General features: G+C 66.7%; 13 protein-coding genes. 10 read left to right on the top strand and 3 right to left on the bottom strand.

Annotation, left to right across the window (positions count from 1 at the left end):
- Positions 1 to 4: 4 nt before the first annotated feature.
- Together BT115_RS19015 and BT115_RS01580 are read left to right on the top strand one after the other, a co-directional pair.
- The gene (locus BT115_RS19015) at positions 5 to 1,555 is read left to right on the top strand and encodes a putative bifunctional diguanylate cyclase/phosphodiesterase (RefSeq protein ID WP_083527235.1); all 1,551 of its coding nucleotides are present in this window, start codon (positions 5 to 7) and stop codon (positions 1,553 to 1,555) included.
- Positions 1,545 to 4,640, top strand: coding sequence for a ligand-binding sensor domain-containing protein (locus BT115_RS01580; protein WP_083527236.1), 3,096 nt, complete (start codon positions 1,545 to 1,547; stop codon positions 4,638 to 4,640). Before BT115_RS19015 ends, BT115_RS01580 begins: the two co-directional genes overlap by 11 nt.
- Before the next feature lie 430 nt (positions 4,641 to 5,070).
- Here the strand turns inward: BT115_RS01580 and BT115_RS01585 are convergent, their stop codons facing one another.
- Positions 5,071 to 5,553: a YajQ family cyclic di-GMP-binding protein gene (locus BT115_RS01585; RefSeq protein WP_072320804.1), complete on the bottom strand. Its 483-nt coding sequence runs from the start codon at positions 5,551 to 5,553 to the stop codon at positions 5,071 to 5,073.
- A gap of 83 nt (positions 5,554 to 5,636) precedes the next feature.
- Between BT115_RS01585 and BT115_RS01590 the strand changes: the two genes are divergently transcribed.
- From BT115_RS01590 to BT115_RS01600, 3 genes are all read left to right on the top strand, one after another.
- Complete coding sequence (locus tag BT115_RS01590) at positions 5,637 to 6,812, top strand: NAD(P)/FAD-dependent oxidoreductase (RefSeq protein ID WP_072320805.1); 1,176 nt, start codon at positions 5,637 to 5,639, stop codon at positions 6,810 to 6,812.
- A 14-nt stretch (positions 6,813 to 6,826) separates the two neighbouring features.
- Complete coding sequence (locus tag BT115_RS01595) at positions 6,827 to 7,717, top strand: NAD(P)-dependent oxidoreductase (RefSeq protein WP_072320806.1); 891 nt, start codon at positions 6,827 to 6,829, stop codon at positions 7,715 to 7,717.
- A 96-nt stretch (positions 7,718 to 7,813) separates the two neighbouring features.
- Complete coding sequence (locus BT115_RS01600) at positions 7,814 to 8,095, top strand: hypothetical protein (RefSeq protein ID WP_072320807.1); 282 nt, start codon at positions 7,814 to 7,816, stop codon at positions 8,093 to 8,095.
- Between the two features lie 15 nt (positions 8,096 to 8,110).
- Here BT115_RS01600 and BT115_RS01605 read toward each other — a convergent pair whose 3' ends face one another.
- Together BT115_RS01605 and BT115_RS01610 are read right to left on the bottom strand one after the other, a co-directional pair.
- Positions 8,111 to 8,581, bottom strand: a complete 471-nt coding sequence (locus tag BT115_RS01605; RefSeq protein WP_083527237.1) for a YaiI/YqxD family protein — start codon at positions 8,579 to 8,581, stop codon at positions 8,111 to 8,113.
- A complete protein-coding gene (locus BT115_RS01610) occupies positions 8,578 to 9,465 on the bottom strand; it encodes a PhzF family phenazine biosynthesis protein (RefSeq protein WP_072322187.1) in 888 nt (295 codons plus the stop codon). Before BT115_RS01610 ends, BT115_RS01605 begins: the two co-directional genes overlap by 4 nt.
- 143 nt (positions 9,466 to 9,608) lie before the next feature.
- On the opposite strand from BT115_RS01610, the gene BT115_RS01615 reads away from it, so the two are divergent.
- The 5 genes from BT115_RS01615 (at position 9,609) to BT115_RS01635 (ending at position 17,883) form a co-directional block, all read left to right on the top strand.
- Positions 9,609 to 10,214 (top strand): rhomboid family intramembrane serine protease, encoded by a 606-nt coding sequence (locus tag BT115_RS01615; RefSeq protein WP_072320808.1) that lies wholly within the window; start codon positions 9,609 to 9,611, stop codon positions 10,212 to 10,214.
- Positions 10,215 to 10,381: 167 nt separating this feature from the next.
- Positions 10,382 to 11,269 carry a histone H1-like repetitive region-containing protein gene (locus BT115_RS01620; protein WP_072320809.1) on the top strand — a complete coding sequence of 296 codons (888 nt, stop codon included), beginning with the start codon at positions 10,382 to 10,384 and terminating at the stop codon, positions 11,267 to 11,269.
- Positions 11,270 to 11,377: 108 nt separating this feature from the next.
- Positions 11,378 to 11,947: a hypothetical protein gene (locus tag BT115_RS01625; RefSeq protein ID WP_072320810.1), complete on the top strand. Its 570-nt coding sequence runs from the start codon at positions 11,378 to 11,380 to the stop codon at positions 11,945 to 11,947.
- Between the two features lie 153 nt (positions 11,948 to 12,100).
- Entirely contained in the window at positions 12,101 to 14,407 is a 2,307-nt protein-coding gene (locus BT115_RS01630) for a DNA internalization-related competence protein ComEC/Rec2 (RefSeq protein WP_072320811.1), read from the top strand.
- Between the two features lie 128 nt (positions 14,408 to 14,535).
- A complete protein-coding gene (locus BT115_RS01635; protein ID WP_255369335.1) occupies positions 14,536 to 17,883 on the top strand; it encodes a GH92 family glycosyl hydrolase in 3,348 nt (1,115 codons plus the stop codon).
- Positions 17,884 to 17,913 lie beyond the last annotated feature (30 nt).

The raw sequence follows: 17,913 nt of genomic DNA on the forward strand, positions 1-17,913 counted from the left end.
TGGTGTGCTGACACATCGTGACGTCGAGAGCGGCATGCATTGGGCCGTATCGAATTGCGCACGCTGGTCCGTTTTTGGGCCGGGCGGCATGCCGGGCTGCGCGCGCTTCGGCACCGTCGGCGCCAGCCTCGGGTGGATGGTCGCCCTGGCGGTGGTGTGTTCGCTCGCGGCGGTGGTCATTGCCTGGCTGATCGGCCAGCGGCGGCGGCTGCACGCAAAGCTCGAAGACCCGCGTGAACAGGCCAGCCGCGCGCTGGCCTTCCACGCCTATCACGACACCCTGACCGGTTTGCCCAACCGCGCGTACCTCATGCGCGAGCTGGAAGAAGCGCTTGCCTCGTCCCGCGACGAGCCGCTGGCGGTCATGTTCATCGACCTGGACGGCTTCAAGTCCATCAACGACACGTTGGGCCACGAGGCGGGCGACACCTTCCTGCGCGCTGTTGCCACGTCGCTTCGCAGCAGCGTCCGCGCGCGCGACACGGTGTCGCGATTCGGCGGCGACGAGTTCGTGGTGGTGGTCCAGGCCTACGGCGGCATGGAGAACCTCGTGCGGGTCTGCCGCAAGGTGCTCGACCTGGTGTCCAAGCCGGTGAACGTGAGCGGCCAGTTTGTTGCGGTCAGCCCCAGCATCGGCGTGGCCGTGGCGCCGCAGGACGGCAACGTCGCCGCGGCGCTGCTGCGCAATGCGGACGCCGCGATGTATGCGGTCAAGGAAACCGGCAAGGCCGACTTCCGCTTCTATGAGGAAGGCATGCTGGAGCAGGCGCGCGAGCGCCTTGCCCTCACCGTGGAGTTGCGCGAGGCGCTCCAGGCCGGGGAGCTGACCGTGGAATATCAGCCCAAACGGAACCTGCGCGACGGCACCCTGGCTGGTGTGGAGGCGCTGGCTCGCTGGCCGCATCCGGTCCGCGGCGACGTGCCGCCGTCGGTCTTCGTGGCGATCGCGGAACGCTCCGGTTTGATCCATGCGCTAGGCGAGTACGTATTGCGCTCGGTACTCGGGCAGGTGCGCGCCTGGGACGCTGCGGGTACGGTCGTGGAATACGTGGCCATCAACCTGTCGATGCACGAGCTGACCCGCCCGGCGTTCGTCGACACCCTGCATCGCGCCGTGCGTTCGTTCGGCGTGGATCCCACGCGCATCCGCTTCGAGCTGACCGAATCCTCCGCCATGCGCCAGCCGGAGGAAACGTTGCGCCAGCTCGTGAAGTTGCGCTCGCATGGGTTCGATCTCCTGATCGACGACTTCGGTGCCGGCTACTGGAACCTGAGCCACCTGCGTGAGCTGCCCGTCGGCACGATCAAGATCGACCAGTCGTTCGTGCGTGGCAGCTCGTCCAATCTTGCCGATCGCGAGATTACTGAAGCGATCGTCGGGCTCGCCAAGAAGCTCAACATGCGCACGATCGCCGAAGGCGTGGAAACCGAGGCCCAGGCGGAATGGTTGCGCGATATGGGCTGCGACATCGGGCAGGGCTTCTTCTTCGCGCGCCCCATGAGTGCCGATGCATTCAGTCAATACGTCGATCCGACGATGGCCTATGCAGGCTGACCGCCCGTCGCGGCCCGCTCGTTTCCCGCGTTTCCGAGCATGGTGGTGGGTTGTCGCGGGATGGTTCCTCTGCCTGAGCACGTTGCCTGCCAGCGCGCAGATGGCTCCCAGCGGTGCCGTCGATCCGTGGGCGGTGTACGAATCGGCATGGTTCGATACCGTCAGCGTCGCCGACGGCCTGCCGCATTCGACCACCACCGCCATCGTGCAGGACAAGCGCGGACTGATCTGGATCGGCACCTTCGGCGGCCTGGTGCGCTACGACGGCTACCGCATGCAGGTATTCGGGCAGGAGCCGGACTCCTACGCCGGCGCCGTGCTGCCCGACTCCTACGTGCGTGCGATCGCACCGCTGGACGATGGCGGCCTGCTGATCGGGACCAACGCCGGCGGCCTGGTCCGGTTCGATCCGGGCACGATGCGTTTCCATGTGTATCCGGTCGGCCCGGGCGGTTCGTCGAGCGGCAAGATCTTCTCGATCGCACGAGCGCGCGAACCCGGCGTATTCTGGATCGCCACCGAAGGGGGCGTCGATCGCCTCGACCTGGCCAGTGGCCGGATCACCCATGCCGCGCCGCGCGCAGGCGACGCGACGGACATGCTGTTGCGCACCTTCGTGGTCATGGAGGACAAGGCGGGCAACCTCTGGGCCGGCGCGGACAACGGCTTGTTCGTGCGCCGTCCCGGCGGCCATTTCGAGCGCATGCGATCGGCTGAGCCGGCCGTGGACGAAATCCTCCACGACCAGGTCTGGGCACTGTTGCAGGACAGCCGCGGACGGATCTGGATCGGCACGGGACAATCCGGCGTGATCTACCTGGACGCGGAGGGCAAGGGACACCTGGTTCCGGGGTTCTCCGGCAAGAACGGCCTGGCGCGTCGACGCACGGTGCGCGCGCTGCATGAAACGCCGCAGGGCGTGCTCTGGGCGGCCACCGATGGTGCGGGCGTCGTCACCTACGACTTCTCCACCGGCCGCCTGCGCCCGCTGGCGCACGACGCGGCCATGCCGTCCTCCTTGCCGGGCGACATCACCCGCGACATCTTCCAGGATACGGCAGGCAACATCTGGGTCGCGACGGAGCTGGGCGCGGCGCATTACGACCCGCACGGGCGCAAGGTGTTCTCGGTGCTGCCGTCGCCGCTGGAGACGCACACGCTGTCGAATGCCAACGTGCATGCGGTGTTCGTCGATCCGCGCGGACGCGTCTGGCTCGGTCTGGGCATGGGCCGGGTCGATGTGCTCGATCTATCCAAGGGCACCATGCACCACCTGCAGCTGGGCGGCGAGCAGGCCGAGCGCGACGTACAGGCCTTCGTGGTGGCACCGGACGGCTCGATCTGGGCCGGCGCACAAGGCATCTCGCGGATCGATCCGGATACCTTCGAACTGAAGAGTTCGATGATCCCGAGCCTGGATGGCCGCTTGATCCTGTCCATGCAGCGCGACGGCGACGACATCCTGATCGGTGGCTACGACGGTCTGTTCCGCTACGACACCCGGCGCGGCACGCTGAACCAGATGCGTCACGACGACGCGGACCCGAAAAGCCTGGTCGGCGACCAGGTGCGCTATATCGTGCGCATGCCCGACGCGTGGTGGTACGCCACCATCAGCGGCATCAGCATTTCCTACGATGGCGAGCGCGGCTTCGTGAACCTGCGTCACGACCCCGCCGACCCGACCAGCCTGCCGCAGGACTACACCGGATCGATGGCGTTCGATTCACACCACCGGCTCTGGCTCGGCACGTTTGGCGGGATCGCCTACCTCGACGACTTCAAGCCGCGCGGCCCCTTCCATTTCGGGGTCATCGGCGCACGCGAAGGGCTGTCGAACACCAAGATCAACGCGTTGCTGGTAGATCACGACGACCGCATCTGGGCGTCGATGGCCAATGGCGTCGCGATGGTCGATGCAGCCAGCCACCGGGTAGCGGACCTCGGCATCCGCGACGGCCTGCGCATTCCCAGCTACATCCACCGCGCCGCCGCCGAAGCGCCGGGCGGCGAACTCATGTTCGGCGGTCTGGGCGGGCTGACCGTCATCCGGCCTTACTGGGTGGCACCGGTGACCGCCCCCGTGCGTCTTGCCGTGACCCAGGTATCGGTGAACGAGAAGCCTCTGCCGCTGCGCCAGATGCCCGCGGAAGGCGAGGCGGTATCCATCGCGGGCGACGGACGTAACCTGCGCGTGGACTTCGCCCTGCTGGATTTTCGCGCCCCGCTGGAAACCCACTACGCCTATCGCATCGACGAACTGGACCGCGGCTGGAACGAGGTCGCGCGCGGCATTCCTCCCAGTGCCATCTACACCAACCTGCCGAGTGGCACGTATACGCTGCGCCTGCGCGCGACCACGCGCGGCCTGGATGGCCGTACTGTCGAGACATCGTTGCGCGTGGAGGTCACGCCGCGCTGGTACGAAAGCCCGTGGACGCTGCTCGGCGGCATCGTGCTTGGCGTGGTCGCTTTCTTCGGCCTGGTCTATCTGCGTACGCTCTATCTGCGTCGGCGTGCGGAGTTGCTGCAGGCGCAGGTCGATGCACGTACGCGAGACCTGAAAGCGGCCAACGAGCGCCTCGACCATCTCGCTGGCACCGACGAACTCACCGGCTCGCTCAACCGTCGCCGCTTCCTCGAACAGGCCGAACGCGTGCGCCAGGGCGCCGCCAGTGACGGCATTCCGTTCAGTGTGGTGCTGATCGACATCGACGACTTCAAGGTGGTCAACGATACCTTCGGGCATCTGGCCGGCGACACGGTGATCCGCGAGACGATGCGAGTGATTTCCTCCATGTGTCGCGCGGACGACCTCGCGGGCCGTTTCGGCGGCGAGGAGTTCATCCTCTGCCTGCCCGGCGCGCTTGCAGAACATGCCCTGGACATCACCGAACGCGTGCGCCATGCACTGGGTGACATGGTGATCGCCCATGGCGACTACCGCATCCGCATCACCGTCAGCGCGGGCGTGGCGATGTGGCGCGCCCCCGAGTCGCTCAACTCGCTGCTGGGCCGCGCCGACGAAGCGCTGTACCAGGCGAAGAACGAAGGCCGCAATCGCAGCCGTATTGCGGGGCTATAACGTCGCCGCGCCTTGCGGCGCCGCCGGTTGCGGAGTGCCTGCCTCGATCTGTGGGAGCCGCCGGCTGAGGCGTGATCTGTGGGAGCCGCCGGTTGAAGCATGATCTGTGGGAGCCGCCATGGCGGCGAGGGCAATCGGCCTCACCGTTCCATCTTCGCGTATCCGAAAGTTTCCGGCTTCGCCGCTCCGTTGGCTTCTCGCCGCCATGGCGGCTCCCACAACATCGCTCCGGAACTTGCCGGTGGGAGCCAGCCCGCTGGCGATGGAAGCTTGTGGGTGGGAGCCAGCCTGCTGGCGATGGAGACTTGCCTCGCCGCTACACCGCTTCGTTGGCTTTTCGCCAGCAGGCTGGCTCCCACCGTGCCTTTGGCTTTTCGCCACTAGAGTGGCCTCTGCTTTGGCCTCTCGCCGCCATCGCAGCTCCCACAGATTAGTCGCGGAAGTTCTCGAACTGCAGCGGGACGTCGATGTCGGCCTTGCGCAGCATCGCCATGGCGGCCTGGAGGTCGTCACGCTTCTTGCCGGTCACGCGGACCTTTTCGCCGTTGATCTGCGCTTCTACCTTCAGCTTGGCTTCCTTGATCTTGGCGACGATCTTCTTCGCTACAGGCTGCTCGATGCCCTGCTTGATGGTGATCTTTTGCCTGGCCTCGGCGAGGTTGGTTTCGACCTTGCCTTCTTCGGTGGCGCGCACGTCGATGCCGCGAGCTGAGAGGCGGCCGCGCAGGATGTCGAGCATCTGCTTCAACTGGAAGTCGTTGTCGGCCTTCTGCGTGATGACGTTTTCCTCCAGCTCGAACTTCGCGGACGTGCCGCGCAGGTCGAAGCGGGTGGAGACCTCGCGATTGGCCTGATCGACCGCGTTGGTCAGTTCGTGGGTGTCGACTTCCGAGACGATGTCGAAGGAGGGCATGGGCAGGTTCCTTGTCGAGGGGAGCGGCGGACGAGTTTACGCGAGGGCGGTATCATGTGCGTTTGCACATGGAAAAGCCCAGTATGGAATACGACGTCCTCGTCGTCGGGGCCGGTGCCGCAGGTCTCATGACAGCCATCGTGGCCGGGGGCCGCGGGCGCCGCGTTCTCGTCGTGGATCACGCCAACCGGCCCGGGAAAAAGATCCTGATGTCCGGCGGTGGCCGCTGCAATTTCACCAACACCGGCACGACGCCAGGGCATTTTCTCTCCGCCAACCCGCATTTCTGCAAGTCGGCGTTGGCACGCTACACGCCGTGGGATTTCATCGCCATGGTGGATCGGCACCGTATCGCGTGGCATGAAAAGTCGCCCGGCCAGCTCTTCTGCGACGACTCCTCCAAGCAGATCGTGCGCATGTTGCTTGACGAATGCGCCGCGGCGGGCGTCCGGGTGGAAACCAGCTGTCCTCTCTCGAACGTACGCGCCACCACGGACGGTTTCGTCGGCGAAACCCCTTTGGGGCAGGTGCGAGCCGCATCGCTCGTGGTGGCGACGGGCGGATTGTCCATTCCCAGCCTCGGCGCCTCCGGATTCGGGTACGCACTCGCGGAACAGTTCGGTCACAGCATTCTGCCGCTGCGCGCGGGCTTGGTTCCGCTGACGCTGAGTGGCAAGCACCAGGAACGCTACGACGGTCTTGCCGGGGTAGCCTTGCCAGTCGAAGCGCGTGTGCCGGGAGCGAGCTTTCACGACGCCATGCTTTTCACTCACCGTGGCTTGAGCGGTCCTGCGATCCTGCAGGTGTCGTCGTACTGGGAAGCGGGCGCCGATTTGCGTCTGGATCTTCTGCCCGGACTGGACGCGGCGCAGGCCCTGCGCGAGGGTCGTGTCGAACGTCCTGGCGTGGAACTGAAGACCCTGCTGTCGAGCCTGTTGCCGCGGCGCTTCGCGGAGCGCCTCTGCGAGGTCTGGCTGCCCAACCGGCCGATGCGCCAGTATCGTGACGCCGAATTGAACGCCATCGGCGCACAGTTGGCCGACTGGCCGGTGGTGGCGAGTGGCACGGAAGGCTACCGCACGGCCGAAGTCACACTGGGCGGCGTGGATACCGACGAGGTCTCGTCCACCACGATGATGTCCCGGCGCCAACCGAATCTTTACTTCGTCGGCGAAGTGCTCGACGTCACCGGCCACCTCGGTGGCTACAACTTCCAATGGGCCTGGGCCTCCGGCCATGCCGCCGGCCTGGCCGTCTGATACGGAGTAGAACAATGCGCATCGGTTTCATCGGTCTGGGTAGCATGGGCGTCGGCATGGCCGGCAACCTCATCAAGGGTGGCCACGCGCTGACGGTATGGAATCGCTCTGCGGATGCGGCGAAGCCGCTGGCGGAGCAGGGGGCCAAGGTGGCCGCGACCGCCGCGGAGGCCGCGGCAGGTGCCGACGCGCTGCACAGCATGCTTGCCAACGACGCCGCCGTGCGTCAGGTGATCCTGGAAGGCGGCGTGCTGGACACGCTGCCGCAGGGAGCCGTGCACGTGAACCACGCCACGGTGTCGGTGGCGCTGGCGCGTGAGCTCGCCGACGCGCATGAGCGCCGCGGCATCGGCTACGTCGCGGCGCCGGTGTTCGGGCGTCCCACGGTGGCGGCGGCAGGCGAGCTGAACCTCGTGGTCTCCGGCAAGCCGGACGCCGTGGCGAAGGTGCAGGGCCTGCTCGAGCTGCTGGCGCGCAAGGTGTGGCCGATGGGCGACGATCCCGTGCGTGCCACGATCGTGAAGATCGGTGGCAATTTCCTCATCGGCGCCGCCATCGAGAGCATGGCCGAGGCGACGACGCTGACCCGCGCGCACGGCGTCTCGGCGAAGGATTTCCTCGCCGTGATGTCCGGTTCGCTGTTTGCCTCGCCGATCTATCAGGTGTATGGCGGCTTGATTGCGGAGGAAGCTTATTCGCCGGCGGGCTTCAAGATGAGCCTGGGGTTCAAGGACATCGGCTTGGCTCGTGCAGCGGCTGAAGCGGAGCGGGTACCCATGCCGTTCGCCAGCGTGATCCACGACGCGTTGCTCGAAGCCCTCGCGGCTGGCGATGGCGAACTGGACTGGTCGGCGATGGCACGCGTGGCCGCGCGCCGGGCCAACCTGGACGATTCGCGGGATTGAATCGTTAGATCGTTTTTACGCACGTCTTCACAATCGCTAGGCCGACGGGTCCGCGACAATCGATCCGCACGCTTTGTGCGGACGAGGGTAGATCTCATGTCGGCTAGCTGGAAAACGGTATACGAGGGACAACACGAAGGGCGCTCGGTCACGGTGCGTGAGTCCAACGACGGCACCTTCAAGGTGCTGACCAAGCAGACCTTCTACGAGGAAGGCATCGCGTACCAGGACGGCAAGACCTTCGTGCACGTGTCCCCGAGCAGCGTCGGCGAGCAGGTCGAGAGCGAGGTCAATTCGCGCGACTCGTTGAAGGAAGCCCTGATGGAACTGCATTTCTCGGCGGACAGCGTCGAAACGATCTGCGCCAAGCTGAGCTGACCGGCCTGGGGCTCCCTAGGCCGATGGCCGATCGGTGCGGCGACGCGCCAGCCACTTGTCCAGTTCGTTCGCAAAGGCCTGGCGGTCGCGCGGATGCATGGCGGCAGGGCCGCCCGTGTCCACGCCCGCACCGCGCAGTTCCTCCATGAAATTGCGCATCGACAGCCGGGCGGCAATGGTGTCCCGGGTGAACATTTCGCCCCGCGGATGCAACGCCAGCGCGCCTTTCTCGATCGCGAACGCTGCCAGCGGGATGTCCTGGGTCACGACGAGATCGCCGGGCGCCACACGGCGCACGATCTCGTCGTCGGCGACGTCGAAGCCGCCGGGCACCTGGATCGAACGGATGAATCGCGAGGCGGGTGTGCGTATCCACTGGTTCGCGACCAGCGTCACCTCCACCTGTTCACGCTCGGCGGCGCGAAACAGAATGTCCTTGATGACGTTCGGGCAGGCATCCGCGTCGACCCAGATGGCCGCGGTCACGCGGCGGGCTCCCACTCCTGCCAATCCACGTGCCCATCGATGATGGTGTTGGTCCGCCCGCCGACCCACACGGCGTCACCGTCGATGCGGATGATGATCCGGGCATCGTGGCCCACTTCGCGCCCCTGGCTTACCACGTAGCCGTTCGCCAGCGCGCCGGAGGTGTCGCGTTCGGCCACATACGCGGCAATCAGGCCGTTGGCAGCACCCGACGCCGGATCTTCGACGATGCCGACGCCTGCTGGGAACGCCCGCACCGCAAGGCCTTCGGCCGAACGCGCGAAGACGCAAAGCCCCAGCGTATCGGTAGCGAGGGCGAGCGCGCGGATCGCCGCGTGATCCGGACGCCAGCCGCGCAACACCGATTCATCCGCGAACTCCGCGACCCACCACCGCCGGCCGCCTTCGACACAGGCCGGGGCGAGCGCACCGAGCTTCACCCCGTAAAGCACGGCCGAGAGCGTTTCGCCGCCGCGGGACGCATCGCCCACGATCCGGGCCTTCGGTGACTGCACGAACAATTCGCGCGTGGGACCGTCACCTTCGACACGAATGGGCAGCACGCCCGCGCCGCACTCCTGCCAAACGATGCCGGCGGCGTCCGGTGTGACGAGCCCGGCGTCGAGCGCGGCATGCGCGCTGCCGATCGTGGGATGGCCGGCGAAGGGAATTTCCTTGGTCGGCGTGTAGATACGGGCCCGATAATCCGCACCGTCGACGCGCGGCGGCATGAGAAAGGTGGTCTCGACCAAGTTGGTCCAGTGCGCGAAGCGTTGCATGCGCGAATCGGACCAGCCCTGTGCGTCGACGACCACGCCCAGTGGATTGCCGCCGCCGTGGCGGGCGGCGAAGACGTCGAGCTGCTTGTAGCGAATGGGAGACATCAATAGGGCCGGGATCGGGGAAGGCGACATGATAGCCGCGCGAAGGGCGCGGACGGCACCGGGGCGGCTGCGCGCATTCGACATCGGCTCTCGTTACCGCCAAGATGCGCGCTGGCTCGACGCGTAGGACGTTGCATCAACGCATGATCACGCTGCTCATCATTCTCGTGACCTCGGTGGTCTCGATCGTCGCTTTCCGCAACCAGCGCCTGCTGGACGACCTCATCCTGTGGCCCCCTGCGCTCAGCCGCAGCCGCGAGTACTACCGGCTCGTGACCTATGGCCTCGTGCATGCGGATGGCGCGCATTTGTTCTTCAACATGATCTCGCTGTACTTCGCCGGGCGGATCATGGAGGCGTTCTTCAGTGCCGCGATGGGCCCGCTTGGGTTCCTCACCTTCTATATCGGGGCACTGGTCTTCTCGATCCTGCCGTCCTACCTCGCCAATCGACGCAATGCGGGATACCGGAGCCTCGGCGCTTCGGGTGCGGTGTCGGCCATCCTCTTCGCCTTCATCCTGCTGGCACCGTGGTCGCGCATCTACGTCATCGTGATCCCGATGCCGGCGATTCTCTACGGCGTGTTGTTCGTCGTGTATTCGATCTACATGGATCGGCGCGGGGGCGACAATGTCAATCACAGCGCGCACCTCTGGGGAGCCCTTTACGGCGTGCTCTTCACCATTGCACTGCGGCCGGAAGCGTTGCTTAACTTCATCGGTACACTGACGCAGCCCCGGCTTTTCTGACGACGAACCTGAACTTTTCTGCCGAATGCATGTGACTTCGGCCGACGCCTGTTACATCATGCGTTCGACCGGAACGAAGACCGACCGATTGTTGTCGTCCGGCATGCACGCGAGTTCCCCCCGGGGGGGCGGTTCGCGTCGGCTACTACCGCAGGAGGAACGAGCGCATGGCAACGACCCGAAAGTCCGCCGCGAAGAAGTCCGCGGCACGCAAGACGGCTACGAAGAAAACCACCCGCAAGATCGCCGCCAAGAAGGCGGCTACGCGCGGCGCAGCGAAGACCGCTGCCAAGAAGACCGCAAGAAAGACCGCCGCCAAGTCGACGCGCTCGGCTGCGAAGAAGAGCACCGCGCGCACGGGCGTCGCCAAGAAAGCCACCGCGAAAAAGACCACGGCGCGCGGCGCGGCGGCAAAGAAGGCTTCGGCACGCAAGGCGGCAACGACCAAGCGCTCCACGACAAAGACCGCGGCTCGCAAGGCACCTGCGAAGAAGACAGCGGCGAAGAAGGCGGTTGCCAAGCGCGTCGTTGCCAAGAAGGCTGTAGCGAAGAAGGCAGTCGCCAAGAAGGCAGTCGCCAAGAAGGCAGTCGCTAAGAAGGCCGTAGCCAAAAGGGCCGTAGCCAAGAAGGCAGTATCGAAGCGCACCGCTGCCACGAAGGCCCCCGCGACCACGGCTCGCAAGGCCGCCCCCGCGCCGGCGGTTCGGAAGGCGCCGGCACGCAAGTCCCCGGTCGCGAAGGCCGCGCCGAGCAAGCGCGCAGCGCCGGTGACCAAGGTGACGTCCCCGGTCGCTACGCCGCCGACGCCGAAGAAGGCTCCGCGCCCGAAGCCGGCCGCTGCGAAGCCGGCATCCAACGAGGCGCCGACGCAGCAGCTGAGTCAGGAAGAAGCCGTGGCGCACATCCAGGCCTTGCTCGATGCGAAGCGCGAGCGCGACCGGCAGCCGCCCAACTGGCCGACGGATGAGCACCATGCCGCCGGCACGCCCGATGTCGTTCCAGGCAGCGGATCGCACGTGTCCTCCACGCCATCGGCGCACGATGACGACGAGTGAGCGTGAAAGCTGAATGAAAGGAAAGGGCCGCCTGCGCGGCCCTTTCTTTTTTTAGCGGCCATTCAATCCAGCGAGCGCAACGTCGGCATCGCCACTCGGAGAACCTCCATGCGTCGAGCGCACTCGCTGTTTCTTGCCTTGGCGGCTTGCCTGCCACTGGCGGGCTGCTATTACGATCCGGATTACGGCTACGTCCGTAACGGTTCCGGCGCCGACACGTATTACGGCGAGGAGACGACCGTGGTGTCGCCCGGTTATGCACCTGGCTACGGCTACTACGGCTATGGTCCGGGTTGCTGCTATTCGAACATCACGGTCGGCACCGTCTGGTACGACGGCGACGGCAGGCGTCGCTACGATCGCGGCGATCGCGATTGGCACGGTCATCCGCCCCCGCGTGGTGGGTGGCACGATCGCGATGGCGACCACGGTCCAGGTGGATGGCGCGACCGCGACGGCGACCACGGTCGTCCAGGCGGATGGCAGGCTGGGAATCGCCCGGGTGATTGGCGTGGCGGACGAGGCGACGGTCGCCCGGATCGCGGTCCGCCTGGCGGAGCACCGCGCGGCGATCGCCCGACGCGTGGCGGCTCGCAAGGTGGCGACCGACCGACACATGGCGGGCAGGGCGGCGATCGTCCGCCGGGCCCCTGGCGTGGCGGCGCGGGAAACCACTGAATTTTTGTGGGAGCCGCTATAGCGGCGAGAAGCCCACGAAGCGGTGTCGCGGTAACACGCAAACATGCCCGCCTTCACCCACAGCGGCGCGTGGCCCATGCATATGGTTTTCGGGCCTAGGCTGGACGTCGCCGTTGCCTCCCGTACCGTGCCGTGTCTCGTGTTCCCTTTTCCCTCGTTACCGTCGCCGCGGCTGCCGCACTTGGCTGCGTCCTCGTGCAAGGGTGGGCATCCCTGCCTTACGCGACGTCGTCGGCCTGCGTGCTCCTTGCCGCGATCGTTGCGCTGTGGCGTATACCTCAGACATGGCTGCGCCTGTTCGCGGTGGTAGCGCTCTTCGCCGCGTGGGCTGCGCTGCGTGCGGCACTTGCGATGGAAGCGCGCTGGCCGGCAGCGCGCGACGGCGAGGACGTGATCGTTGTGGGTCGCATCGTCGAACTACCGCGCCGCGTGGGCGCCGATGTCGCCTTCCTGTTCGATCCCGATCGCGCGCGCGGCGATCGCACGCTGCCGCGCGGTCGTCTGCGTCTGACGTGGTATCGAGCCGCGTCGGCGCCTCAGCCGTGCGATCGATGGCGCTTGACCGTGCGTCTGCGTCGTCCGCGCGGCCCCGTCAATCCTGGCGGTGCCGATGCCGAGCGCGGCGCGCTGCAGCGCGCGATCGTGGCGACGGGCTACGTGCGCGAGGCGAAGGCGAACGCGAGGTTGTCGTCGGGTACGTGCATCGATGGCTGGCGCAACGCGCTTGCCACATCGCTTGATGCGCGGCTGGGCGAACACAATGCCCGGGTGCTGAAGGCATTGGCGGTGGGTGACACGCGCGGTCTGACGCCCACCGATTGGGACGTCGCACGTGCCACCGGCGTGTCTCATCTCATCGCGATTTCCGGCTTCCACGTCGGCGTGGCTGCCGGCGGCGGCGTGCTGCTCGCGCGACTGTTCTACGCCTGCCTGCCATGGCTCGCCTTGCGGCTACCGCGGCCGCTTGCCCAAGCCGCGCTTGGTCTGGCCGTCTCCACGGCCTACGGCATGCTCGCCGGCATGGGCCTGCCGACCGTGCGTACCTTGCTGATGATCGCCGTCGTCATGCTGGCGGGCCTCGGTCGGCGAAAAGCCGGCGGCGCGTCGTTGTTGGCGGTGGCGCTGCTGGTCGTGCTGGCGGCCGACCCCCTCGCCGTGCTTTCGCCGGGCTTCTGGCTTTCCTTCGCGGGCGTGGGATTTCTCATGTTCTGCGTGGCGCCGCGTTCCGCCGGCTGGCGAGGCTGGTTCGGCGAGCTTCTGCGTGCCCAGGCAGCGATGAGCGTCGCCTTGCTGCCGATGTCGCTGTGGTGGTTCGGAAGTGCGTCGCTCGTGGGCTTCCTGGCGAACCTGCTCGCCGCGCCGCTGGTGAGCTTCGCCATCGTCCCGCTGACGTTGCTGGGTTGCGTCGGGCTCGCCGTACCTCCCATCGCCGATGTGTTGCTGACGCCTGCGGCATGGTTGATGGATTGGCAATGGCGCCTCCTCGAAGCGATGGCCGACTGGCCAGCCGCCCGGCTCACGGTGGCGGAAAGCTCGCTCGCGATCACGGTCCTGGCGACGTTCGGCGCTGCGTGGTTGTTCGCGCCGCGCGGCGTACCCTTGCGCGGTTACGGCGCGCTGTTGTTCCTGCCGTTGGCGTTGCCGTCTCGCGATCTGCCCGCGCCCGGCGCGTTCCAAGTGTGGGTGCTGGACGTGGGGCAGGGCCTTGCCGTGCTCGTGCGGACACGCGCCCATACCCTGGTCTACGACGCCGGTCCGGCTTACGCGGGTGGCCGCGATGCGGGGATCGGCGTCGTGCTGCCGGCCATCACCGCGCTCGGCATCGGCCCAGTCGATCATCTGGTCGCGAGTCATGGCGATGCCGACCATGCCGGTGGTGCCGCGTCGGTGATCCAGCGCTATCCCCAGGCGCGGCGATCGTCCGGAGAGCCGAAGCGTCTTTCGTTCGAGGCAGCGGCATGTCAGGCCGGCGATGCATGGTCCTGGGATGGTGTGGTGTTTCGTTTTGTCGAGGTGCCTCGTTCAAGCCACGGAAAGACCCCGGGTAACGATCGCTCCTGCGTGCTTGCCGTCGAAGGCGCGGCGGGTCGGCTCTTGCTCACCGGCGATATCGGTCGTGCCGCGGAGCAACGCATGTCGCGCGACAGCCTCGCGTCGCGCTTGCCTACGGTGACGACGATCGCGCACCACGGCAGTCGGCATGCTTCGACCGCGTCATGGCTTGCCGCCGTTCGGCCGACGCTGGCGATCGCATCGGCGGGTTGGCGGAACCGCTTCGGTCACCCGCATCCCCATGTCGTGGACCGGCATGCCGCGGTCGGCAGCCCGGTCTACGTGACCGCACGCAGCGGCGCAATCCACATCGATTTCCCCGCCGACGCAGCGCCCCGGATAACACGCGAATGGCGTCGTCCCGGGAGGCGTTACTGGCGCGATTGAGGAGTGAACCGCCGCCTCCGCGCACGACCGTGAACGCGCTCCACCCAGTGCCTCGTGCTGCACCGCGGTTTGACATCTCGAATTTAGAACGATTTAAATGCGGGCTTCCGCATACAAGGGGACGCCGCGTGACGGGATCGAAGCAGGCTTGGGGGCGAGCGGTGCTCGCCCTGGCGACGGCTGCAGCCGTGGTACCGGTGGGCGCCATTGCGGCGGACCGGCAGTTCGATTCGTCGTTCGAGCCGGGCGATCCCACGCTCGCCGTCGCGCAGGCCAGCGGCCTCGATGTTCGCATCGTCGGCGGACCGCCCGCCGATGCCGTGCTTACGGCGAAGCCCGACGTGGGTTTCACCGGTCTGCATTCGCTGCGCTATGCCGGCACGGCCAGCGGCAAGGTTGTCGTGAAGCTGTTCGATACCGATCTGCGCGTCTCCGACGACACCGTGCTCTCTTGGCTCGTCTTTCCGCGTTCCAACAAGGACGACCTGACCAACCCGGCGAACTACGCCAGTGTGGACCTGGTGTTCGACGACGGTTCGCGACTTTCCGCTACCGGCGCGCACGATCAGCACGGGGTGCCGGTCACGGCGAAGGGGCAGGGCGAAGGCCGCGTGCTCTATCCCGACCAATGGAACTACGTGAGCGTCGATCTGGGCGCCGTGGCGAAGGGTCGCCGCGTGCGTGCCATCGAACTGGCCGTCGATGCGCCGGCGGGCAAGACCTTCGAGGGCTATCTCGACGACGTGCGCATCGGCAAGGTCAAGCCGATCGACAGCACGCATCCCACCGACTATGTCGATACGCGTCGTGGCTCGAATGCCAACGCGAACTTCTCCCGCGGCAACAACTTTCCCGCGGTGGCGATGCCGCACGGCTTCAATTTCTGGACGCCGACGACCAACGCCGGGTCGAACTGGATCTATCAGTATCAGGAGCGCAACGGTGCCGATAACCGTCCGCGCATCGAGGCGTTCAGTCTTTCGCACGAACCGAGCCCGTGGATGGGCGAGCGGCAGACCTTCCAGGTGATGCCGGCCGCCGCCGAGACGGGCGCACCGCCGTTGAAGCGCGAGACGCGTGCGCTCGCCTTCTCGCACGACGCGGAAGTGGCGCATCCCGACTATTACCGGGTGCGCTTCGACAACGGCATCACCACCGAGATCACCCCTACCGACCACGCAGCGATGTTCCGTTTCACCTTCACAGGGAAACGTTCGCAGTTGGTGTTCGACAACCTCGACGGGCGCGCGGAGGTCACACTCGATCCGGAACGCCGCGCCATCCAGGGTTGGTCGGACGTGAAGAGCCGACTTTCCACCGGGGCGACGCGTCTGTTCTTCTACGCGGAGTTCGATCGGCCGATCAGCGAGAGCGGTCGCCTCACCGGTGAGGGTCGTGACGACGCCTCCGCGTGGGTCGGTTTCGATACGGCGAAGGGCGGCGGCGCCGTCACCATGCGCATCGCTACCTCGCTCATCGGCGTGGAGCAGGCCAAGGCCAACCTTGCGCAGGAAATCGCGCCGAACGACGATTTCGACAGCGTGCATGCACGTGCGCGCGACGCCTGGGACAAGCGCCTGGGCATCGTCAGCGTGGAAGGCGCGACACCCGATGAACGCACCATCCTGTACTCGAATCTCTATCGCCTGTTCCTCTATCCGAACCAGGCGTACGAGAACACGGGCAGCAAGGAGCACCCCGTGTACCGCTACGCCACTCCGTTCTCCGCGCCGGCGGGCGAGAACACGCCGACGCATACCGGCGCCCGCATCGTCGACGGGAAGCCGTACGTCAATAACGGCTTCTGGGATACGTACCGCACGGCGTGGCCGGCCTATGTGCTGCTGACGCCGACCGAAGCAGGCCGCATGATCGACGGCTTCGTGCAGCAGTACCGTGACGGCGGCTGGATCGCGCGCTGGTCGTCGCCGGGTTACGCCGATCTCATGGTCGGCACCAGTTCCGACGTGGCCTTCGCCGATGCCTGGCTGAAGGGCGTGCGCAATTTCGACGTCGCCTCGTTCTATCAGTCCGCCATCCGCAACGCGTCTACCGTGAGCGACGTGAAGGGCGCCGGGCGCAAGGGCATCGAGCGCTCGCTGTTCAATGGCTACACCGACGACACCGTGAGCGAAGGCTTGTCGTGGTCGATGGATGGCTACATCAACGATTTCGCCATCGGCAATCTCGCGGCGGAACTCGCGAAGGCCGCACCGCGCGGTGACGCCTATCGCGGTTATGCGGGCGACGCCCTGTGGTATCGCTCGCGGGCTCTCGGCTACGCGAATCTGTTCGATCCGGCCGTGGGCTTCTTCGTCGCGCGCGATCCCGTAGGCAAGTGGCGCTGGGATGCCAAGGACTTCAAGCCCACGCGCTGGGGCGGCGACTACACCGAGACCGATGCGTGGAACATGGCCTTCCATGCGCCGCAGGATGGTGCCGGCCTCGCTGCGCTCTACGGCGGTCGCGAAGCCCTCGGCGCGAAGCTCGACCAGTTCTTCGCCACGCCCGGCACGTTCGACGTGGGCGACTATGGCGACGTGATCCATGAAATGCTGGAAGCCCGCGACGTGCGCATGGGCCAGTACGGTCACTCCAACCAGCCGTCGCACCACATCATCTGGATGTACGACCAGGCAGGCCAGCCGTGGAAGGCGCAGGACAAGCTGCGCGACGCCGTTTCCCGGCTGTACGTCGGCAGCGAGATCGGCCAGGGCTATCCGGGCGACGAGGACAACGGCGAGATGTCGGCATGGTGGCTGTTCGCCGCGGCAGGCTTCTATCCGCTGCGCATGGGCAGCCCCGACTACGTCATCGGCGCGCCGCACTTCCCGCGCATGACCATCACGCTGGAGAACGGCGCGCGCATCGACATCCGTGCGCCTGGCGTCAGCGACGTCAACCGCTATGTTCAGTCGCTCAAGGTCAACGGGCAGCCGTGGGACAACCTGAGTCTTCCGCATGCGCTGCTCGCCAAGGGCGCCACGCTGACCTTCGCCATGGGGCCTGAACCCTCCCGCTGGGGCACCGGGGCGGCGGCTCTTCCGCCGTCGCTGAGCGCCGAAGGGCAGAAGCCCGCGCCGTTGCACGACGTGCTACGCGGCGATGACGTCAGCATCGAGGGCGCGGGTAAGGGTTCGCCAAAGGCGGCCGTCGACAACGACAGCAGCACGGAGTTGGCGCTGCGTGCCGGCACGGTCCTGCACGATCGGCTGTCGTCGCCAGCCGTCGTCTCGCTGTATACGATCACCTCGCCGGCCAAGGCGGCGGAGGCCCCCTCGGGCTGGAAGCTCGAAGGCTCGGCCGACGGCAAACAGTGGGCGGTGCTCGACGAGCGCAAGAACGAGACGTTCCCGTGGAACCGCCAGACGCGGGCCTTTGCGGTCGCGAACCCGCAGGCGTTCCGCCAGTACCGCCTCACGTTCGCGGGCAGCGCGACGGCCAAAGTGGCGGAGGTGGAACTCCTGGCACGCTGACGATGGCGCCGCGCCCAATGTGAATGCGTC

Origin of the sequence: Luteibacter sp. UNCMF366Tsu5.1 (assembly GCF_900119235.1) — a bacterium.
In the GTDB taxonomy this organism is placed as follows: domain Bacteria; phylum Pseudomonadota; class Gammaproteobacteria; order Xanthomonadales; family Rhodanobacteraceae; genus Luteibacter; species Luteibacter flocculans.

Excerpts from the sequence above, each read along its gene's own strand:
- BT115_RS01580 (WP_083527236.1), top strand. The coding sequence starts at position 1,545 with ATGCAGGCTGACCGCCCGTCGCGGCCCGCTCGTTTCCCGCGTTTCCGA.
- BT115_RS01585 (WP_072320804.1), bottom strand. The coding sequence starts at position 5,553 with ATGCCCTCCTTCGACATCGTCTCGGAAGTCGACACCCACGAACTGACC.
- BT115_RS01590 (WP_072320805.1), top strand. The coding sequence starts at position 5,637 with ATGGAATACGACGTCCTCGTCGTCGGGGCCGGTGCCGCAGGTCTCATG.
- BT115_RS01595 (WP_072320806.1), top strand. The coding sequence starts at position 6,827 with ATGCGCATCGGTTTCATCGGTCTGGGTAGCATGGGCGTCGGCATGGCC.
- BT115_RS01600 (WP_072320807.1), top strand. The coding sequence starts at position 7,814 with ATGTCGGCTAGCTGGAAAACGGTATACGAGGGACAACACGAAGGGCGC.
- BT115_RS01610 (WP_072322187.1), bottom strand. The coding sequence starts at position 9,465 with ATGTCTCCCATTCGCTACAAGCAGCTCGACGTCTTCGCCGCCCGCCAC.
- BT115_RS01615 (WP_072320808.1), top strand. The coding sequence starts at position 9,609 with ATGATCACGCTGCTCATCATTCTCGTGACCTCGGTGGTCTCGATCGTC.
- BT115_RS01620 (WP_072320809.1), top strand. The coding sequence starts at position 10,382 with ATGGCAACGACCCGAAAGTCCGCCGCGAAGAAGTCCGCGGCACGCAAG.
- BT115_RS01625 (WP_072320810.1), top strand. The coding sequence starts at position 11,378 with ATGCGTCGAGCGCACTCGCTGTTTCTTGCCTTGGCGGCTTGCCTGCCA.